Annotated in this window: 16 protein-coding genes; 14 read left to right on the forward strand and 2 right to left on the reverse strand. The window is 55.8% G+C overall.

Annotated elements, in window-relative coordinates; genetic code table 11:
* The first annotated feature begins 1 nt into the window (after position 1).
* The 4 genes from KQI65_04210 to KQI65_04225 all read left to right on the forward strand — a co-directional run bounded on the left by KQI65_04210 (position 2) and on the right by KQI65_04225 (position 2,920).
* On the forward strand, positions 2-868 hold the full coding sequence (locus KQI65_04210) for a DUF3108 domain-containing protein (protein MCB2203928.1): 867 nt from the start codon (positions 2-4) through the stop codon (positions 866-868).
* On the forward strand, positions 841-1,455 hold the full coding sequence (locus tag KQI65_04215; protein MCB2203929.1) for a gamma carbonic anhydrase family protein: 615 nt from the start codon (positions 841-843) through the stop codon (positions 1,453-1,455). The genes KQI65_04210 and KQI65_04215 overlap by 28 nt, the downstream gene beginning before the upstream one ends.
* Positions 1,452-2,333 (forward strand): carboxylating nicotinate-nucleotide diphosphorylase, encoded by an 882-nt coding sequence (gene nadC / locus KQI65_04220; GenBank protein ID MCB2203930.1) that lies wholly within the window; start codon positions 1,452-1,454, stop codon positions 2,331-2,333. The genes KQI65_04215 and nadC overlap by 4 nt, the downstream gene beginning before the upstream one ends.
* Positions 2,334-2,398: 65 nt before the next feature.
* Positions 2,399-2,920 (forward strand): CoA pyrophosphatase, encoded by a 522-nt coding sequence (locus tag KQI65_04225; protein MCB2203931.1) that lies wholly within the window; start codon positions 2,399-2,401, stop codon positions 2,918-2,920.
* Between the two features lie 89 nt (positions 2,921-3,009).
* On the opposite strand, the gene KQI65_04230 is transcribed toward KQI65_04225, so the two are convergent.
* On the reverse strand, positions 3,010-3,471 hold the full coding sequence (locus tag KQI65_04230; protein MCB2203932.1) for a hypothetical protein: 462 nt from the start codon (positions 3,469-3,471) through the stop codon (positions 3,010-3,012).
* 382 nt (positions 3,472-3,853) lie between these two features.
* Between KQI65_04230 and KQI65_04235 the strand changes: the two genes are divergently transcribed.
* Complete coding sequence (locus tag KQI65_04235; GenBank protein MCB2203933.1) at positions 3,854-8,152, forward strand: T9SS type A sorting domain-containing protein; 4,299 nt, start codon at positions 3,854-3,856, stop codon at positions 8,150-8,152.
* A 97-nt stretch (positions 8,153-8,249) separates the two neighbouring features.
* Here KQI65_04235 and KQI65_04240 read toward each other — a convergent pair whose 3' ends face one another.
* The gene (locus tag KQI65_04240; GenBank protein ID MCB2203934.1) at positions 8,250-8,714 is read right to left on the reverse strand and encodes an EVE domain-containing protein; all 465 of its coding nucleotides are present in this window, start codon (positions 8,712-8,714) and stop codon (positions 8,250-8,252) included.
* 285 nt (positions 8,715-8,999) lie between these two features.
* Between KQI65_04240 and KQI65_04245 the strand changes: the two genes are divergently transcribed.
* The 9 genes from KQI65_04245 to gyrB all read left to right on the forward strand — a co-directional run bounded on the left by KQI65_04245 (position 9,000) and on the right by gyrB (position 19,653).
* A complete protein-coding gene (locus KQI65_04245) occupies positions 9,000-9,623 on the forward strand; it encodes an HAD-IA family hydrolase (protein MCB2203935.1) in 624 nt (207 codons plus the stop codon).
* A gap of 33 nt (positions 9,624-9,656) precedes the next feature.
* On the forward strand, positions 9,657-10,166 hold the full coding sequence (locus KQI65_04250) for a TlpA family protein disulfide reductase (protein ID MCB2203936.1): 510 nt from the start codon (positions 9,657-9,659) through the stop codon (positions 10,164-10,166).
* 2 nt (positions 10,167-10,168) lie between these two features.
* Positions 10,169-11,776, forward strand: a complete 1,608-nt coding sequence (locus KQI65_04255) for a hypothetical protein (protein MCB2203937.1) — start codon at positions 10,169-10,171, stop codon at positions 11,774-11,776.
* Positions 11,777-11,878: 102 nt separating this feature from the next.
* Entirely contained in the window at positions 11,879-13,462 is a 1,584-nt protein-coding gene (locus KQI65_04260; protein MCB2203938.1) for an Rne/Rng family ribonuclease, read from the forward strand.
* 223 nt (positions 13,463-13,685) lie between these two features.
* A complete protein-coding gene (gene dnaN, locus KQI65_04265) occupies positions 13,686-14,813 on the forward strand; it encodes a DNA polymerase III subunit beta (GenBank protein ID MCB2203939.1) in 1,128 nt (375 codons plus the stop codon).
* A gap of 2 nt (positions 14,814-14,815) precedes the next feature.
* On the forward strand, positions 14,816-15,952 hold the full coding sequence (locus tag KQI65_04270) for a DNA replication/repair protein RecF (GenBank protein MCB2203940.1): 1,137 nt from the start codon (positions 14,816-14,818) through the stop codon (positions 15,950-15,952).
* On the forward strand, positions 15,949-16,242 hold the full coding sequence (locus KQI65_04275) for a DUF721 domain-containing protein (GenBank protein ID MCB2203941.1): 294 nt from the start codon (positions 15,949-15,951) through the stop codon (positions 16,240-16,242). The genes KQI65_04270 and KQI65_04275 overlap by 4 nt, the downstream gene beginning before the upstream one ends.
* On the forward strand, positions 16,239-17,648 hold the full coding sequence (gene mnmE, locus KQI65_04280; GenBank protein MCB2203942.1) for a tRNA uridine-5-carboxymethylaminomethyl(34) synthesis GTPase MnmE: 1,410 nt from the start codon (positions 16,239-16,241) through the stop codon (positions 17,646-17,648). Before KQI65_04275 ends, mnmE begins: the two co-directional genes overlap by 4 nt.
* 25 nt (positions 17,649-17,673) lie before the next feature.
* Positions 17,674-19,653 (forward strand): DNA topoisomerase (ATP-hydrolyzing) subunit B, encoded by a 1,980-nt coding sequence (gene gyrB, locus KQI65_04285; GenBank protein ID MCB2203943.1) that lies wholly within the window; start codon positions 17,674-17,676, stop codon positions 19,651-19,653.
* Positions 19,654-19,663 lie beyond the last annotated feature (10 nt).

The raw sequence follows: 19,663 nt of genomic DNA on the forward strand, positions 1-19,663 counted from the left end.
CATGACTGACATGAACATTTATCGGAAACGTGGTTTCTTCGGGAACCACGTTTTTCTTTTCCTGGCTGCCGGACTACTGCTGGTATCACATGCTTTTTCGCAGTCGAAAAAGCAGCAGCAGAATGAGTGCAAGCCGAACTTCGCCGTGTTCACAGAGGGAGAGGAGCTTACCTATGAGGTCAGCTATCTCGGTATGGGACTCGGGACAATTCGCACCCGGGTTCTTCGCGTGCGCAACGGGGAACATGGCCTGCAGGTCTGGCTGGAAGGCCTCATTCGCACCTACAGGGGTGTACCCTTCGTGACGCTCAATACGCTGTACCGGAGTCGCATCGGCGGAACGCTCGCTTCACAGGATTTTCACAACAAGGAATACCTGCGAAACGACACCGTGTACAAACACATCGACTACGATTTCGACAGCAAAAAGGATGTCGTTTATATACACGAGACCGTCGACGACAATCCATATTGGATTCGTGACGACACGCTCGCCCTTGAAGGAAAGCACTGGCAGGATGGATTGAGTCTGCTCTTCTATGCAAGGGCGTATGCGCACGCACATTGCCGGAAAAAGGTGCCTGTGCTCATGTATCGAGACAAGGCCATCACCACGATAAATTTTGGTGTGGAACGTGAGGAAATGGACCTCGATGCCATCGACCGAGAGGTGCGGACGGTCAAACTCGATGGTGAAACCGGTTTTACCGGGATTTTCGGACTTACGGGGGGATTCGAGGGCTGGTTCAGTGAGGACAGGGCGGCCATACCCATTGTCGCCAAAATGCATGTTCTGATCGGCAGCGTGTATATTGAATTGATCAAATGGAAGCGGCCCGGATGGTCGCCGCCACTATACAAGGATTGACGGGAGACAACTCCATGATTTATCCCTATCAGGGTATTTACCCGCAGATTCACCCGAGCGTGTTCATGACGGAAGACGTCACCATTATCGGGGATGTGCGTATTGATGAGGATGCCAACATCTGGTTCGGTTCAGTCGTTCGAGGTGACGTCAATCGCGTCACGATTGGCGCGCGAACGAACATACAGGACAACTGTACGCTGCATGAGACCTGGAAGAAATATCCTCTCGTGATCGGGGCGGATGTCACCGTAGGACACGGCGCCATTCTGCACGCTTGCACCATCAACGACGCCTGCCTTATCGGCATGGGCGCAAAGGTACTTGATAATGCGACGGTCGGCAGTGAATCGCTCGTCGCGGCGGGTGCCGTCGTGCGTGAAGGATTTACCGTGCCCGAAGGGATGCTCGTTGCTGGTGTCCCTGCGAAAGTCGTTCGTGAACTCGATGACGAGGAGCGCGCGCATATCCGTAATTCTGCGAAAAACTACCTTCATTACGTGGGTGAGTACCGCAAGCATCGGGATCTCGAGAAAGGACTCGACTTCCACTCCTATATTGAATACCGAAACAAGGGCCGCATATGAGACTGAGTATTCTTCACGACAGTACCATGCTGCAGCGAATTGAAGCTGCGCTGCGCGAGGACGTTGGGACGGGAGATGTCACCACCGAATGTACCGTGCCAACGGATCTCAAGGGTGAAGGGGTATTCCTTGCAAAGGCCAACGGCGTACTTTCAGGACTGGAAGTTGCCGCAACGGTATTTCATCTGGTGGATAATGAACTGGTCATCGACGCCAGCATTACCGATGGCATGCCCGTGCTCCGCGGAGCGTCCATTGCAGTCGTACGCGGCAATATCGCGTCCATGCTGACCGCCGAACGCGTTGCCCTCAACTTCCTGCAGCGTATGTCCGGCATCGCCACCGCCACGGCATCCATGGTGAAGCTGGTGGAAGGCAGCGAGACGCAGATACTGGATACCCGCAAAACCGTGCCCGGCCTGCGCGCGTTCGATAAACTCGCCGTTGCACACGGTCGCGGCACCAATCACCGATTCGGTCTCGACGATATGGTTCTTATCAAGGACAATCACATCGCCGCAGCCGGGGGACTCAAGGAGGCTGTTGATCTCGTAGCCGGACGGCTCCCCGCCGATCGGAAGATCAAGATCGAAGTGGAGGCAGACAGCCTCAACCAGGTGATCGAGGCACTGTCTTGCAAAGCAGTGGATATCATCATGCTCGATAACTTCACGCTCGATGAAATGGCCACGGCGGTAAAACTTATCCGTGGCAAGCGCAGCGATGTGCGCATTGAAGCATCTGGAAATGTATCAGAACAGACCGTGCGTGCGATTGCCGAAACAGGCGTCGATATGATTTCCGTCGGAGCGCTTACGCATTCCGTCGCCGCGCTTGACATTTCCTTCAATATCAGTGAAAAGAAAGCGTCGTTGTGACCGCTGCAGATCCTTCACCTTCACTCAGTGCAATCCGCACCGTCCTTTCCGGGCACAGTCGGGACATGCTTGATCGGCCCGGCTACCGGCGGGCGGCGGTATTGATACCGCTGATCGCGGTGCAGGGGGACTGGGATCTTCTGCTGACCAGGCGAAACAGCGATTTGCCACATCATCGGGGGCAGATCGCTTTCCCGGGTGGCAGTGTCGAGGAAGGTGAAGATTGCAGGCAGGCAGCATTGAGGGAAGCGGAAGAGGAGATTGCTCTTGCACCGTCAAACGTTGAAGTTCTTGGCTGTCACGATGATATATGGACACCAAGCGGTTTCATCATTTCCCCTGTAGCTGCAGTGCTGTCGTCAGATGATGGATTGACCCCGAATCCGGATGAAGTGGCGAGGATGTTTCGTGTGCCGCTATCATTTTTCGCACAGCGCGGGAATGTCAACATTCAGCTTTTCGAATTCGAGGGGCGTGAGCGGGAAGTGTATTTCTACAGCTATGATGGCGAAACCATCTGGGGTGCAACAGCCCTGATCATCAGGAATTTTCTGCGGGATCTGCAGCTTCTTGATGCATCGGCCTGAGCCGAATCCGAAACATGAGAACAAGAAAAAACCCTTCCCGGTAGCGGGAAGGGTTTTTTCTCACGTTCCACGAAAATCGTGGGTCACTATCAGAAGGGGTATACGACCTGTGCGGTGTAGATCGGCTTTTCGGACCTGTTGTCCCACTTGCGCACCAGCGTCTGGCAGTGCTTTGCGACGCGGTCGGAGCCATCGAGCATCGCGGTCTGCTGCACGGCGAAGCGGCTCTTGCGGGAATCCTGGTACTCATAGAGAGCGAGGGCGGAGATGATACGAATGCCGTCATCAGACTCGTTCTTCAGTTTGTCCATCAGGGGAATGATCGCATAGTCGAAGTCGTATTCGGGGTAGGCGCGCTTCAGATCGATCACCAACTGCACGTAGTCTGCCTGTACTTCCATGGACGGATGCTGAAGTCCTGCCAGCACGTTCTCCTTGATGTACTCCTGTCGTTCCTGACTCAATGGGGGATTGGCTTCACCTGCCAGTGCCACCTGGGTAACTGCACTTATCGCGAACAGCATCATCATCGTTATCATTACCTTTTTCATCACAGCCTCCGGCTTTTTGATGTATTTGAACAGCTTGATTGTTGTTTACACACTGTCGTGTACGCGGTGATCAGGGACGAGTTGCAGCTGCGATAAAAATCTTGTACGGATTTATTTTTGCACTGAAAAAAAGATGATTCCAGTGCAACTTTTTTTGTATTTGCCGCGGGCAGAAGACTACCCACTGGTCAGGAATTCGGCTGTAAAAATCCGGATGTCCCTGGCTGAAGGCGGGAATTCAGCACTGGCGGCGTGGCGGTGAAAAACGTAACTTTCCACAGTGTACATGTGTCGTAAATGAGTGGCCAACATCTGCCCGGTCACACCGCGGATTTTCCACCCGCACATGCTGTCTCCGTTCCGCGCACCAAGAAAGAACTCCATGACACGTTCGTTCCGAGCTGTATTTTTCCTGGCACTGAGCGTCCTGCTCCTCTCGTCCGCCGGCCAGCAGGCGCGGGCGCAGCTTGCTATAAAGGAAGGAATCCCGGTCGATTCGCTGGTGCGCACATACTTCATCGGGGGCGGAGCACAGGTCGACAATATCACATACAAAGGCTTCGCCAGGGGAATAGGTTATTTCGACGGCTCGAAATCCAACATAGGGATCAACGAGGGAGTATTGATGACGACGGGGTGGATCGGCTACGCCGTGGGACCGAACAACTACGATGACATTTCCTACCCCGCACTCAGGGCAGGCGACCCGGACCTCTCGCAGCTTGTGGGATATTTCACCTTCGACGCATCCGTTCTCGAGTTCGATTTCATTCCTTATCAGGACACCGTGTCTTTCGATTACGTCTTTGCCTCGGAAGAGTATCCCGAGTATGTAGGATCCGTGTACAATGACGTGTTCGCATTCTACATTTCCGGTCCTGGCTTCCCGGTGAAGAAGAACATCGCCCTCATCCCCGGAACGAGTATCCCTGTCGCTATCAATACTGTCAATCATATTGACTCCACCCGTTACTATGTGAACAATGCGATCGGACAGTCGGTGGAATACGACGGCTTCACAACGGTACTGCGGGCGTCAGCAGTGGTCACCCCCTGTGAGACCTATCATCTCAAGCTGGCAATAGCGGACGTTTCCGATAATCTCTATGACTCGGGAGTGTTTCTCCGTTCCGGGAGTTTCGATGCAGGGAATCAGCTGAGCGTCGTCGGATTGAAAGACGCTGCAGAAGGAGGCTGCGATCCGGGCGTGATTGAGATTCAGCGGATGGGGAATCTCGAAGATACCATGACGGTGAGTTTTCAGCTGCGGGGAGAAGCGATCAATGACAGCGATTACGCGCATGTGGTCAACACGTTCACCTTTGCAAGGGGACAGGCGAGCTATCGCATTCCCATCAGTGCATTCAAGGACGCTGTTTCTGACGATGGTGAATGGGTGACGGTGTACATCCCGGATATCTGTAATACGGGACTCGTGCGTGACTCCATTCGCATCGTCGAGGTTCCGGACATGCAGGCAGTAGCGCATGCGGATACTATTCTCTGTGCCGGAGCGTCACTTCGTTTCGAAGCCAGAATCATTGGCGGGTCAGGGTACTTCGGATATGAGTGGAGTGGAGGTATGGGAACGGATCGGGTGCTGAGCATGGATCCCGCTGTGTCAGGGACCTATGTGTTTACGGTGTACGATTCCATCACCGGCTGCAGCAGTATGGATACACTGCATGTAACGGTGGAGGATTATCCTGTCATTGATGCAGGGCCCGACAGGAATATCTGTCCCGGCAGCATCACCGTGCTCGAAGGCAGTGTCGTTGGGGACAATCCACCCTACAGTGTTGTCTGGTCGCCGATGACCGGACTGAGCAATCCCAATGTCGTCACTCCTGAAGCATCGCCCCCCGTGACGACGACATATGTGATGACGGTGACGAGTCCCTCGGGCTGTGTCAGTACCGATACCGTCGTCGTTCGCGTTTCCGACGTCATCGTCCAGGCTTCGAAGGACACTACAATTTGCCGCAAACAGGTTGTGGCGCTTGAAGCTGCTGCTGCCGGTGCGGTGCCGCCCTACACATACTCATGGAATTCCGCCTCATCTCTCAGTGATCCTTCGTCCCCGACGCCGCTCGCGTTTCCTGAAGTCAGTACGACCTACATCGTCACCGTGCGATCCAGCAATGGTTGTCAGACCACGGACAGTGTGCGCGTCACCGTTGCAGACATCGCACTCAATGCCGGGAATGATGTACGCATCTGTGAAGGGAAGGAGCACATGATCGGGGATACTGCATGGACGACGCATGCCCCCGTGCTGTACAGCTGGGAACCGGTGGAGGGATTGGACAATCCGAATTCTCCGACACCGATTGCGCGTCCTGATGTTACCACCAGCTACGTGGTCACCGCGACGAATGCGTTTGGCTGCAGTGTGAAAGACACGGTGCAGGTGATCGTGAATCAGCTGCGTATCGATGCCGGGACGTCCACCGCCATCTGTCCGGGAGACAGCGTGCAGCTCACGGGACAGGTGTTCGTCGGTACCCCCGCGTACAATTATTACTGGAGTCCCGCCGAAGGACTGTCAGCCACCGACATCCCGAATCCCATGGCTTCTCCGGCAAAGAGCCAGTGGTACGTACTCACCGTCGTCGACCGGGAAAGCTGTTTGCAGCGTGACTCGGTGCTCATCAGCGTATGGCCCGAAGTCGAACCGCGCATTGATGTGCTCGGTTCGCCGGTGTTTTGCATCGGCGACAGCGTGACGCTGGATGCCGGTGCGGGATATCTCTCGTACAATTGGTCGACTGGCGCAAGCTCGCGAACCATTACCGTGGGAGATGCAGGCAACTACTGGGTCGATGTGATTTCCGTCGACGGTTGTCCGGGGAGTTCGGATACGATCGAAGTCATCGTATCGGATAAACCCGCACCACGCATCAGCGGCGATACGCTGCTCTGTGCCGGCGCGGAAACGGATTACGTCGTGCCTCATGTATCGGGATCGATCTACACCTGGGGCATCACGGGCGGAAGGGTCGTCGGTGCCGACGACAGCGCGCGGATACACGTGGTGTGGGAAACGCCCGGGGTGTTCACCGTGCGTATCGACCAGGTGTTCGGCAGTGCGTCCTGCCAGGGCGACACGACGATCACAGTGACAGTGCTTCCGAATCCTTCGCCTGAAATTTCCGCGGATGAACCGCTGGAGTTCTGCGAGGGAGGAGAGGTTACGCTGCGTGCGCCTCCGGGTTTTGCCAGCTACCAGTGGTCGAATGGAGCGAGCGGGAGTGCCGTGACCGTCGATTCGGCGGGGCGGTACAGCGTGACGGTGACGACGATGGCAGGATGCAGCGGGACATCACCAGAGGTCGAGGTACGTGTGTATCCACTGCCGGAACCTGAGATCATCGCTTTGACCGAAATGCCGGTTTGCGAAGGGGGGACGGTCACGCTCGGACTCACAGGTACGTATGCGTCGTACCTCTGGTCAGATGGTTCAAATTTGTCGACAATGACTGTTGATGCAGCCGGGAGTTGGACGGTGCGTGTGACCACCATCGAAGGTTGTACCGCCGAATCAGCTCCATTCAGCGTCAGCTTCAACCCGTTGCCGGAGCCGGATATTGTCGCGGAAGGGCCCCTCGAATTCTGTGAGGGCGACAGCGTGCGCCTGCGTGCCGTCGGCAGCTTCGCACGCTACCTGTGGTCCACAGGCGAGGAAACATCCTCCATCGTCGTTCGTGCGGGCGGCAGTTACGCGCTGCAGGTATGGACGGAATACGGCTGCGAGGGCAGTACGCGTGCACTCGACGTCACCGTACATCCATGGCCGGATAAACCCGTGATCTCGCGTCGCGGTGATACCCTGTATTCCACGACAGCGGATGTTTATGCATGGTATGAGGAGATTGACGGGGAGCAGGTGCCGGTCCTTCCCGGGGACGCTGCCAGCATCATCTCCGTCCCTGACCGGCGGTACTGGGTCGTCGTCAGCAGCAACTTTGGCTGCAGCAGGATTTCCGATCCCTATGAATGGACACAGGGCTACCAGGCCCGTTCCACGGTTTCGCTTCCAAAGGTTGAAGCAAATCCCGGAGAAAAAGTGGCCGTCGATTTTTCCCTCGAGGAACAGGAGTATCTCGAAGAAGTTCTTGCCTCGCGCTATACCGCGGAGCTTCGCTACAACGCATCGCTGCTGCTTCCGACGGGATCGACACCTATGGGACGCATTGAAGGAAATGAGCGTGTAATTGACCTGACGGGAACATTCGGCGGCAGTACCGGCGTGCTCAGGCATCTCGAGTTCATTGCCACGCTGGGGAACGCGGAGTCGACGCCGCTCACGATTTCCACCTTCACCTGGGATCAACCCGACGTCGAGGTCACGCGTATTCATGGAGAGTTTCTGCTCGGCATCTGCCGCGAAGGCGGAGCACGTCTCTTTGATGCAACGGGACAGCTGGCGCTCGAACCGAATCATCCCAATCCCTTCAACAACATGACCGTGATAACGTATGAGCTTATCGAAGAAGGTCCGACGCATCTCTACGTGCTTGACATGCTCGGACGGCGTGTCGCGACGTTGCTCGACGGTTATGCCGAAAAGGGACGCTACCAGGTGGCGTTCGAGGCGGGAGAACTGCCATCAGGCATGTATATCACCGTGCTGCGCACTCCGTCGCAGCTGCGCATGCGCAGCATGAAACTTCTGAAGTAAATGCCGGGTGACTGAAAAGGGAAAGGCGGTCCATTTCGACCGCCTTTTTTCGTAGAGTAAATCTCCGTGTTGTGTACGCTGCGAGCCGCGGCTTCGCTCAGCGTGCCTTTTTCAGAATGGCGTCCCACTCTTTTTTCTGCACCGGCTGAACCGAGAGGCGGCTTCCCTTGCGTAACAGTTCCATGTCTTTCAATGCAGCAATGCCGCGGAGCTCCTCGAGGGGAAGGGGGTCGTCGAATGCGCTGTCAAAAGTGATATCCACCATGAACCAGCGGGGATTGTCTTCCGATGCCTTCGGATCGAATTTTTTATGTCCCTGTTCAAACTGCGTATGGTCAGGGTAGCCGTCTCGCGTTACCGTGGCGGTGCCGACAACCGCAGGAGGATTACTGTTGCTGTGGTAGAAAAGGACGCGATCGCCCTTCTTGATCTCGTCGCGCAGCATATTTCGCGCCTGGTAATTCCGCACGCCGTCCCAGAATGTCGTCCCATCCTTTTTAAGATCGTCGATGCTGTAGGCGCCGGGTTCCGATTTGAACAGCCAGTAACGTGTTTTGGGCATGTTTTTCCTCGATATGGATCGTTTGACTCAGGATGATAACATTTCTGCAGCGCGTATTGTTTCGCCCGCAAGGAACACGCGCCGAGACTGCGGCGTATGCAGGGAAGCGGGTCGCCGTTTCCCATTGAAAACAAAGAAGTTGTTTCCCCAGCACCGCTTCACTATTTTGCGATATTGACGTCTGCTACAGTTTCCGCACATGTCTGGATACACCTACATCGATTTCACTCTCTCAAAGCCCGCACTGCGGAAGGATTGGCTGACGTCACGTTCGGAGGGCAGTGCATGATCAAGGCCATCATCAGCGACCTGGGGAATGTTCTGTTGCATTTCGATCACAGAATCATTGCCGCGAGGCTGCAGCATGACTTTCCATCGGCGCAGTGGGATGAGGAACAGGAGGCGCTGTTCTGGGCACTGGTTACATCGTTTGAACTCGGCGCTATTGACGAACGCGCATTTCTCACCTCCTGCGGTGAACTGCTCGAGGAGGGCAGTACGCTTGATGAAGAGCATTTCCGCCGGCTCTGGTGCGATATTTTCTGGCTCAACGACGAATACCTCGACCTGCTGCGCAGTGTGCATGACCAGGTCACTCTTGTTCTGCTTTCCAACACCAATCCGCTGCATATTGCCTGGGCGGAAAAGCAGTTCCCGGAGGTGTTCGAACTGTTTTCACACAAGGTGTACTCCTACGATGTCGGGACGGCCAAACCTGACGAGCGCATTTTCCGCGTGGCGCTTCATGCCGCCGGCTGCGCCCCGGAGGAAACCCTGTTCTTTGATGACATTGCTGCTTACGCGGATGCCGCATCCGCGATGGGCATGAACGGGCATCAGTATGTGTCCGCCGCCGGTGCGCGTGACGTGCTGGCGATGCACGGACTCCCTGTGCCCCCACAACATTAGCATTACATCTCTTACTCATAAGAGGATACTTACATGAAAAAGTTTGTCATACTGATTGCTGTATTCATCAGTATCGCCGGGCAGGCAGCTGCCCAGGATCTCACAAGTGTCGATCTCTACCTCCGTGACATTGACGGGGAAGAGCACTCCTTCCAGGATTACCTGGCCGACGTACGCGACACGGGCGACAAGGGGGCGGTTATCATCAGCTTCTGGGCCATGTGGTGTGAGCCCTGCAAGCAGGAGATGAAAGCGCTGCGGACCGTGTATGAAAAGTACAAGGACCAGAATCTGCATTACCTTGCGATCAACCTGGACAACCCCAGGAGCCTCGCGAAGGTCAAGGCGTATGTCAAGGCCCAGAAGCTGCCGTATGATTTCTGGCTCGATCCGAACAGCGAAGTGTTCAAGAAGCTGAACGGACAGAGCATGCCGTATTCCCTTATTGTGGATCAGGACGGGAAGCTGCATGCCAAGCGCACCGGCTATATCGCCGGAGACGAGAATGAAATCGCGGAAGACGTTAAAAAAATTCTGGAGTGACGATGAAACGTATTGCTCTTCTCGCAGCAGCGCTTTTCCTGTGTTGCGGCGCGGACGCATGGGCGCAGGTGGAGTATTCGGTGGGGAATTTCATGCGCTACGGCAACGGTGAACAGACTGTCGGCGGAAACCTTCGCAGCATAGAGTACATCGAGAATCAGACGAATGTACGTCTCTTCTGGGACAACCTGACCGTTGGCTTTGAATACCTGTATGACGATCCCCCCGAGTTCGGTCCAAAATACCAGGGCATACGCAAGCGCTACGTGGAGTTCAGCAAGGAAGGACTCGAGCTGCGTGCCGGTGACTATTACACATTGTTCGGCAAGGGACTCGCCATGAACCTGTTCGAGAACCGCGGGATCAACTACGACACGCGTCTCGATGGTTTGCGGGGGACCTATCGTAATCGATGGATGAATGCCATTTTCGGTCTTGGGAAGATGCGTTACTACGACTTGCTCAACAACGATCGCATTGAGGAGTACACGGTGCGCGCTGGACACATGGAAGTGCGTCCCCTGCGTTTCATGCGTCTCGGCGGCAGTATGGTGAGCGCTGACGGTGAACTGCCCACGGCGTATGGAATGGATTTAGTCCATGCCGACATTCCGGAATTCATGCTTTCGCTCCGTGGCTACGGATTCGATTTCTTCGTGCAGCAGGCGTGGAAACGCTCGAGCGTTATGCGTCCCACCGCCGACGGCGGGTTCGAACACATGGAAAGCGACGGAAATGCACTGTACGGAAGTCTCGCCTATACCTCGGATATCGGTCTGGGTGTGACGTTCGAGTACAAGGATTACCGCTACGACATCGTGGGTGAGGAAGAGCGCGATCCCAACCGTCCCACCCGCATGCTTCCCATGCAGAATCCTCCCATTGTTCACAAGGAACATTACTTCACGCTGCTGTCGCGCAATCCGCATGTCGTGGATTTCAATGATGAGATCGGCATGCAGCTGGACGTGTTTTATTCCGTCTCTCCGACGGTGACAATCAATCTCAACGGTGCCGTCGCCAGCAGGCATGACGGCTATACTTCAAATAACGGTTTCCTCGTCACGTACGAGCGGGATGTGGATTTCATGCCCACACTCGACGAGAAGTTCAGTCCCTTCTGGGAATTGTACGGTGAGGTCGAATGGTATTTTGAAGGACAGTCGTACATCCGTGCCGCATTCAACCGGCGCTATGACGCACCGTATGAAGCCAATCTCGCGCATGAGCAGTCGAGTACGACGATTCCGATTCGCATCGAATACATGTTGAATGAGGAATACAGCATCGGCGCGAGTTTTGAGCAACAGTTTTATCACGATTCATTCTCACGCGCGAATCCGGAGTATTTCAACGAGTACGTCTCGCTGACACTGGCACGCGCAGCGATGTGGTCGGCCACAGTCCGCTTGGAGTACACCACCGACGAAGCGGACCAGACAGGGAAGCAGTTCTGGAGTACCGCGGAACTGGCGTACCGCCTCGGCAACAGCCATATCGCAACCGTGAGTTATGGAACGGAGCGTGGTGGACTGGTATGCACGAGCGGTATCTGTCGCGAAGTGCTGCCATTCGACGGCGTACGAGTTTCCCTGCTATCGCAGTTGTAACAAGAACGCGGGAAGTCCCGCATGACAGTTTTGACGCGGCCGTGCCATATGCGAAACACGCATATGGCCGAGCCGCTGTCTAGGGTTAGAATATAGAAGCCAATGCAAAAAGAAATTATTATCAATGCCACGAACGACACGCAACGTATCGCGATTGTCGAAGAAGGCAAGCTCGCTGAGCTCTTTGTCGAGAGCGAGGAGAAAGAGCGCATGGTCGGTGACATATACTTCGGCACCGTTGCCAAGGTCATGGCCGGCATACAGGCATCATTTATCGATATCGGCCTCGAGCAGGACGCCTTCCTGCATTTCTCCGATGTTGGTGATGCGTTTCGCGAATACAGTGCAATCACGGGTGACGAGGACGGGGTTGACGATATCACCGACGACGAAGAGGACGATAGCGGAAAGAAAAAAGACCAGCGACGCCGTCCCCGCCGCAGCAGGCGTCCTCCTTCCCAGGTGCAGCTGACACGGGGACAGGAGATTGTCGTTCAGATCTTCAAGGAGCCGGTGGGAAACAAGGGCGTCCGTGTCACGACGGAAGTGGCGCTTCCCGGACGCTTTATCGTTCTGATGCCCTTCGACAATAAAATCGGTGTTTCACGCAAGATTCAGAACTTCAAGGAAAAGCGCCGACTTCGTCGACTCGTCCGGTCGATTCTCCCGAGCGGTTACGGTGTCATCATTCGCACGGTGGCCGAAGGAAAGTCGGAGGACGTATTGCGTGCCGATCTGGAAGGTCTCATTCAGAGCTGGCGCGAGATCGAGCGCAACATCAAGAAATCTTCGCCTCCCACGCTGCTGTACAAGGATATGAATACGTCCAGCAGCACCATGCGGGATCTTTTTTCCGAAGACGTCACGCGGGTTGCGGTCGATTCCCGCAAGATGTACCGGGAGATTCGCGCGTACCTGAACCTGGTCGCGCCGCATAAAGTGGACGTGCTGGAGCTGCACAACGCCCGCGAGCCGATTTTCGACAAGTACGAAATCGAGAAACAGATACAGCAGTCGATGAGCCGCAAGGTGTGGCTCAAGAGCGGAGGTTACCTGATCATTGAACATACCGAGGCGATGAAAGTCATTGATGTCAACTCGGGTCGCTACGCTGCGAAAAGGGAGCAGGAGCTCAACTCCATGCGCACGAATATCGAAGCGGCCCGCGAGATTGCGCGTCAGGTGCGGCTCCGTGATCTCGGCGGCATTCTCGTGATCGATTTCATCGATCTGCTGCAGGAAGAAAATCGTAAGAAACTCTATGATGAAATGCGCCGCGAAATGCGCCGCGACAGGGCGAAATTCACCATCCTCCCGATCACCGAATTCGGGCTCATGCAGATCACACGTCAGCGCGTGCGCGAGAGCGTGCAGATGTCCGTCAGCGAAACCTGTCCCACTTGCTCAGGGACAGGCCGCGTACTCTCGAAAACCTCGCTCCTCACACAGATCGAACGCTGGATGCGCCGCTTCCGTGTCAAGAGCAAGGAACTGCGCTTGACGCTCGAAGTGCATCCGACGATGGCGTCTTTTCTCACCGATGGAGCATTTTCGCATATCTCCCGCCTGATGCTCAAGTATTTTGCGCGCATCAAAGTCGTCGGGGATCACACGCTGCCTGTGGATGAATTCCGCATGATATCGCGCCGCAAAAACCGCGATATCACCAAGGAATTCATGCTCTGAGACGGCTCCCCCGGCCCCCGATGCTGAAGGTGGGGTAACTTGTTGTAATCAAACGCTTTCCAGCGAGAAAGACCGGTGGATTCCCATCGGTTTTTTTCGTATCTTTCAACGATGAATACAACATCGCAGGGAAGGACGCATACGCCCCGGATCACGCGGCAGCTTCCTTCCGTGAGCGCGACATTAATCCCCGCTACATAAGAGCATACTTCCGGAGGACTTCATGAAATTTTCCGCAGTGAGCAGCGATCTGCACAAGGCGCTTTCGAAAATCATCAGCGTCGTTCCGACGAAATCGACTCTGCCCATACTCGAAAACGTGCTGTTCGAACTGGCAGGAAATGAGCTGCGGCTCACCGCGAGTGATCTCGAAATTTCCATGACCGTCGCCCTGCAGGTCGGCGGAGAGGAAGATGGTAAAGTTGCCGTTCCCGCAAAGAAGCTGAACGAAACGCTGCGCGCGCTTTCGAGTACGGACATGATGTTCTCCGCCGACGAGACGAATCACCGGATTTCACTGAAGACTGACCAGGGTGAATACAAGATGGCCGGTGAAGGCGCCACGAATTTCCCGGAAGCCGAGGGCATTCAGGAGGAATTTTCCCTGCAGCTGCAGACCGATCTGCTGCGCAGCATCATCGCGCGTACCGTGTACGCCGTTAGCACCGACGACCTTCGCCCCTCCATGATGGGTGTGCTCTTCCAGTGGAAAGGGGAAGAGTTTTACGCCGTGGCGACTGATGGCCATCGCCTCGTACGCATCAAGCATGCCGGTGTGATCGCCGAAGCCAATACCGAAGGCAACCGCGACGTCATTATTCCCGCCAAAGCGCTGAACATTGTGTCGAAGTCCCTCGGTGACGGAGAGGTGAGCGTCGTTTTCGGACGCAGCAACGTGCGTTTTACCTTCGGAGAAATGACACTGATCAGCCGCATCATCGACGAGCGCTACCCGAATTACGAAAGCGTCATCCCACTTGAAAACGACAAGCAGCTTGCCGTCAATCGCAATGCCCTGATCGCCGCCGTGCAGCGCTGTTCAATTTTTTCCAATGCCATTACCAATCAGATTCGCTTCTCCGTTTCGAAAGAAGAGCTGCGTGTTTCCGCCGAGGATGTCGACTTCGGTGGTGAAGCGCGGGAGTCTGTCTCCGCTGCATTTTCGGTGGACGAGGAACTGGAGATCGGTTTCAATGCGCGGTATATCACCGAAGCGCTGCAGCATCTCGGAACGGAGGAAGTGGACTTTTATTTCAGCGCGCCGACGCGTGCAGGACTGATCCAACCCAAAGAACAGCAGGATGATATCGAGATACTGATGCTCGTCATGCCGCTGAGATTGAATGCCTGAACATGATTCTCAACCGTCTGCGTATAATTCAATTACGTAATCACGGGCATACGGAAATCGATTGTCCCGAAGGGACACTACTCCTTCTCGGTGAAAACGGGGCGGGAAAGACGACGGTGCTCGAGGCGGTGTCGTTTCTCTGCTCATCACGCAGCTTCGTCTCGCATCAGGACAGGGGATTGGTGCAGAAGGACAGCGACTATTTTCGCCTTGAAGGCAGCTTCACGTCAGGGGGAGGCAGCCGTCGCGAGGTTTCCGTCACCTATACGACAGATCCCGGTCGCAAACAGATTGAGCTCGACAACACTGCACTGCCGTCTTCATCTGACCTGATCGGCCAATTCCCGATCGTGTCACTCTCACCGCAGCATCGTCCGATAACTTCCGGTGGTCCGGGCGAACGCCGCAGCTTCATCGATTTCATCATCTCGCAGGTGCAGCATCGCTACCTGATGGATTTGCTTGCGTACAGGCGCACACTGCGTCAGCGCAACGCGTTGCTTTCCGACATGGAGCGGCGTCCCGCAGACATTCGCGCCACGCTCGAAGCCTGGGACGCATCCCTCGCCGAAGTCGCGGTGCGTATCATGCAGCGGCGGACGGCATTTATCGAAGAATTTATCCCCTACTTCCAGGCATCGATGCAGGGTGTGATCGGCGACCGGGAACAGGTGACGCTGCGTTATCGTGCGACGGCGGACCTCGACCTGCGTACGAGCGATGCCGTCGCGGCGTATCGCAGTTTGCTTGCGCGACGGTTTCAGACTGATCTGCGCCGGGGGAGTACGACCGTCGGGCCCCATCGCGACGACATGGATATTCTGCTCAACGGACTCGATGTGCGCGCACAGGCCTCGCAGGGACAGCACAAAACCGTGCTTATCGCACTCAAGCTGGCCGAGCACCGTTACCTCGACTCGCATCTCGATGAGGCACCAATCCTGCTGCTCGACGATGTGTTCAGTGAACTGGATGATGACAGGCTGGCGCATGTGCTCGAGCTGGTCGAGGGAGTGGGACAGACCTTTATCACTTCCGCCAATGCGGGCACGCTGCAGCATTTCGCGGGTGCACACTCCAGGAATTTGACCCTGCGCATTGAAGCCGGCAAGGTGTCGAGACTGGCGGAAGTCGCATGAGTACCCCCTGGAAGACATCGCCGCTCGGTGCTGCGCTGCAGCGCGTTCTCGAGCAGCAGGGCATGACGCGAAAAATCCGCGAACAGGAAGTACTGCTGCGCTGGGAAGAACTCGTCGGAACAGCCATCGCCAACCACGCGCAGGCCCAGCGACTGCACAAGGGTGTGCTGTGGGTTGAAGTTACCGATGCCGCCTGGCGACAGGAACTGCAGCTTATGCGTACGGAACTGATACGCCGCATCAATACGTCGCTTGGCGACGATATCGTCACGGAGCTGCGCCTGAGATGACGAACACAGAGACGATGGCCACGACGGGGCAGGATACGATTGCCGCGATTGCGACACCACCGGGGACGTCCGGCATCGCCGTCATCCGCATTTCGGGTGATGGCGCCGTGGACCTCGCTGCCCGGGTATTTGACGGCAGTGATCCCAGGTCTGCCGCATCGCATACGGTCCATCATGGCATGATACGCGACGCCGATGGCGAGGCACTTGATGAAGTGCTGCTGACCGTGTTCCGGGCGCCGCACTCTTATACCGGGGAAGACAGTGTTGAAATCAGCTGTCACGGCGGCAGTGTCGTTTCACGTGGTGTTCTGACGCTGTTGCTGGGCGCCGGTGCGCGAGCGGCTGAACCCGGTGAGTTCACACGACGGGCATTCCTGAACGGGAAAATGGATCTTTCGCAGGCGGAAGCCGTCGCCGACCTGATTCATGCCCGCTCCACAGAGGCGCACCGTGCTTCTCTGCGCCAGCTCGAAGGCAGGCTGTCCGGCTATGTCACCGATATCAGGGAGCAGCTGCTGCATGCCGCGGGCATGCTGGAACTGAGCCTGGATTTCGTGGAGGAAGATGTTGAGTTCCTTTCTTCCGGGCAGCTCGGGGACATGCTCACGCAGGCTGAAGCCAGGCTGCAGACGGCCCTCGACAGTTTCAGCGGGGGACGCGTGATTCGTGAAGGAGCGCGCGTCGTATTGCTCGGAGCTCCGAATGTCGGCAAGTCGAGTCTGCTCAATGCACTGCTTGGCACAAGGAGAGCGATCGTTACCGAAATGCCCGGTACCACGCGCGACTACCTTGAGGAAGGACTGCTGCTGCATGGCGAGTATTTGCGTCTCATCGATACTGCCGGCATGCGTGAGACGGAAGACCTTATAGAGCGGGAAGGCATCGCCTTCAGCATGGAGGCCGTGCGCAATGCGGAAATCGTCTGCCTGCTGTCAGACGCAAGAGATGGTGCCGTGCAGGCCATAGCGCTGCAGGCAAGTCTCCTGCAGGAACAGCTTCTGCGCGAGGACGCCGCCACGCCGGTTCTGCTGCTGTTCAACAAGTCTGATCTCGTTGACGCGGATGCAGCGGAAGAGCTTGCGGCACACGGACTGCCGATCTCGGCGCTGCACGGCGACGGTGTGGACGCGCTCGGAAAACATCTCGCGGCTGTCGCAAGGGAATTGCGCAGCGAAAGCGAAGAGGGCGAAGTGCTGGTCACTAACGCCCGTCATGCGGATTGCCTGCGGCGTGGCCTCGAGGCGATTCGCACAGCTGCAACGGCGCAGCGTGAAGGCATGACTGAAGAAATTCTTGCGGCCGATGTGCGTCGTGCGATCGATGCGCTTGGTGAAATCATCGGTGAGGTAACGACCGACGATATTCTCAACGGTGTATTCAGCCGCTTCTGTATTGGAAAATGATTCATTCACATTTCAATAGACCATCATGACAAAAGAACAGGAAGCGCAGGCGCGCTCGTATTCCGAAACCAGTATCAAGGTGCTCGAAGGACTCGAGGCCGTTCGCAAGCGTCCCGCCATGTATATCGGCGACATCGGTTCACGCGGGCTTCATCACCTCGTGAACGAGGTGGTCGACAACTCGATCGATGAGGCACTCGCCGGATTCTGCGATTCCATCGAGATTACGATTCACGAAGATCAGTCCATCACCGTCGTCGACAACGGACGTGGCATCCCGGTCGGACCGCATCCGGTCAAAAAGATCAGCACACTGGAAGTGGTCATGTGCACGCTGCATGCCGGCGGAAAATTTGACAAGCAGACCTACCAGGTTTCCGGTGGCCTCCATGGTGTGGGTGTTTCCGTCGTCAATGCACTTTCGGAATGGTGCGAAGTCGAAGTGCATCGCGACGGGCAGATGTACAGTCAGCGCTACACCCGTGGTGTACCCGATGGAGAGATCAAAAAGCTCGGGAAGACAAAGAAAACCGGTACGCGTACCACGTTTTTTGCCGACGCCGAGATTTTCAAAACCATTGATTTCCGTTTCGAAATTCTGGAAGAGCGTTTACGTGAACTCGCGTACCTGAACAAAACCATCAAGATTACGCTCAAGGACGAGCGCAACGATGAGCAGGAAGTCTATTTCTTCAAGGGCGGGCTCAAGGATTTCGTGCAGTACATCGATTCCAACAGGAATTCGCTGATGAAAAAGCCCATTTACGTCGAGGGCATGCGCGACAACACGCCTGTTGAACTCGCCTTCCAGTACAACGACTCGTACTCGGAAAACATTTACACGTATGTCAACAACATCAACACACATGAAGGCGGGACGCACCTCGTTGGCTTCAAAACTGCACTGACACGCGCATTGAATAATTACGCGTACAAGAACGGCATTGCGAAGGAAGGGAAGACTTCGATTTCTGGTGACGATTTTCGCGAGGGACTGACCGCGGTGCTGAGCGTAAAAGTCGCGGAACCGCAGTTCGAGGGGCAGACCAAGACCAAGCTCGGAAACAGTGAGACCAAGAGTATTGTCGAGTCCATCGTCGGCGAGCAGCTGACGCTCTATCTCGAGCAGAACCCGAGCATCGCCAAGCGCGTGATCGAAAAGGCGCTGCGCGCAGCGGAAGCGCGTGAGGCCGCACGTCGTGCACGCGATCTGACCCGTCGCAAGAACGCGATGGATTCGCTCAGTCTTCCCGGAAAGCTCGCCGACTGTTCGATCACCGATCCCGAGCACTGCGAAGTCTATCTCGTTGAGGGCGACTCCGCAGGTGGCTCCGCCAAGCAGGGCCGCGACCGCCGCTTCCAGGCCATTCTTCCCCTCAAGGGTAAAATCCTCAACGTCGAGAAAGCACGCCTGCACAAGGTGCTCGAGAACAACGAAATCAACGCCATTGTCTCCGCGCTCGGTGCGGGCATCGGCGGAGATGAGGAAATAGATTTGGCTAGTTTGCGGTATGGGAAAATTATTATCATGACCGATGCGGACGTAGATGGAAGTCATATCCGTACGCTGTTGCTGACGTTCTTCTTCCGGTATATGAAGTCGCTCGTCGAGGCGGGACGCGTGTATATCGCGCAGCCGCCACTCTACAAGATCAAGAAAGGCAAGACCGAGCGTTACGCATTTGACGATGAAGAACGCGATGAAATTCTCAAGACCTTCGGCGCCGCGAAAGTCGATGCCGATGATCTTGAAGGCATCGACGAGGAAGCAGTGATCAAGAAAGGCGGCATTACTCTTTCCCGCTTCAAAGGACTCGGTGAGATGAACCCGGACCAGCTCTGGGAAACCACGATGAATCCCGAGACCCGCACGCTGCTCCTGGTCACCATGGAAAACGCTGCCGAGGCCGATCGCCTCTTTACCATCCTCATGGGTGACAGCGTTGAACCGCGGCGCCATTTTATCGAACGCAATGCGAAGTATGTACGCAATCTCGATATCTGATAAGTGACAG

It is taken from the genome of bacterium (assembly GCA_020444325.1).
Classification (GTDB): domain Bacteria; phylum Bacteroidota; class Ignavibacteria; order SZUA-365; family SZUA-365; genus BM516.

Excerpts from the sequence above, each read along its gene's own strand:
- gyrB (MCB2203943.1), top strand. The coding sequence starts at position 17,674 with ATGACAAAAGAACAGGAAGCGCAGGCGCGCTCGTATTCCGAAACCAGT.
- dnaN (MCB2203939.1), top strand. The coding sequence starts at position 13,686 with ATGAAATTTTCCGCAGTGAGCAGCGATCTGCACAAGGCGCTTTCGAAA.
- KQI65_04225 (MCB2203931.1), top strand. The coding sequence starts at position 2,399 with ATGCTTGATCGGCCCGGCTACCGGCGGGCGGCGGTATTGATACCGCTG.
- mnmE (MCB2203942.1), top strand. The coding sequence starts at position 16,239 with ATGACGAACACAGAGACGATGGCCACGACGGGGCAGGATACGATTGCC.
- KQI65_04215 (MCB2203929.1), top strand. The coding sequence starts at position 841 with ATGGTCGCCGCCACTATACAAGGATTGACGGGAGACAACTCCATGATT.
- nadC (MCB2203930.1), top strand. The coding sequence starts at position 1,452 with ATGAGACTGAGTATTCTTCACGACAGTACCATGCTGCAGCGAATTGAA.
- KQI65_04245 (MCB2203935.1), top strand. The coding sequence starts at position 9,000 with ATGATCAAGGCCATCATCAGCGACCTGGGGAATGTTCTGTTGCATTTC.
- KQI65_04255 (MCB2203937.1), top strand. The coding sequence starts at position 10,169 with ATGAAACGTATTGCTCTTCTCGCAGCAGCGCTTTTCCTGTGTTGCGGC.
- KQI65_04270 (MCB2203940.1), top strand. The coding sequence starts at position 14,816 with ATGATTCTCAACCGTCTGCGTATAATTCAATTACGTAATCACGGGCAT.
- KQI65_04260 (MCB2203938.1), top strand. The coding sequence starts at position 11,879 with ATGCAAAAAGAAATTATTATCAATGCCACGAACGACACGCAACGTATC.
- KQI65_04230 (MCB2203932.1), bottom strand. The coding sequence starts at position 3,471 with ATGAAAAAGGTAATGATAACGATGATGATGCTGTTCGCGATAAGTGCA.
- KQI65_04210 (MCB2203928.1), top strand. The coding sequence starts at position 2 with ATGACTGACATGAACATTTATCGGAAACGTGGTTTCTTCGGGAACCAC.
- KQI65_04240 (MCB2203934.1), bottom strand. The coding sequence starts at position 8,714 with ATGCCCAAAACACGTTACTGGCTGTTCAAATCGGAACCCGGCGCCTAC.
- KQI65_04235 (MCB2203933.1), top strand. The coding sequence starts at position 3,854 with ATGACACGTTCGTTCCGAGCTGTATTTTTCCTGGCACTGAGCGTCCTG.
- KQI65_04250 (MCB2203936.1), top strand. The coding sequence starts at position 9,657 with ATGAAAAAGTTTGTCATACTGATTGCTGTATTCATCAGTATCGCCGGG.
- KQI65_04275 (MCB2203941.1), top strand. The coding sequence starts at position 15,949 with ATGAGTACCCCCTGGAAGACATCGCCGCTCGGTGCTGCGCTGCAGCGC.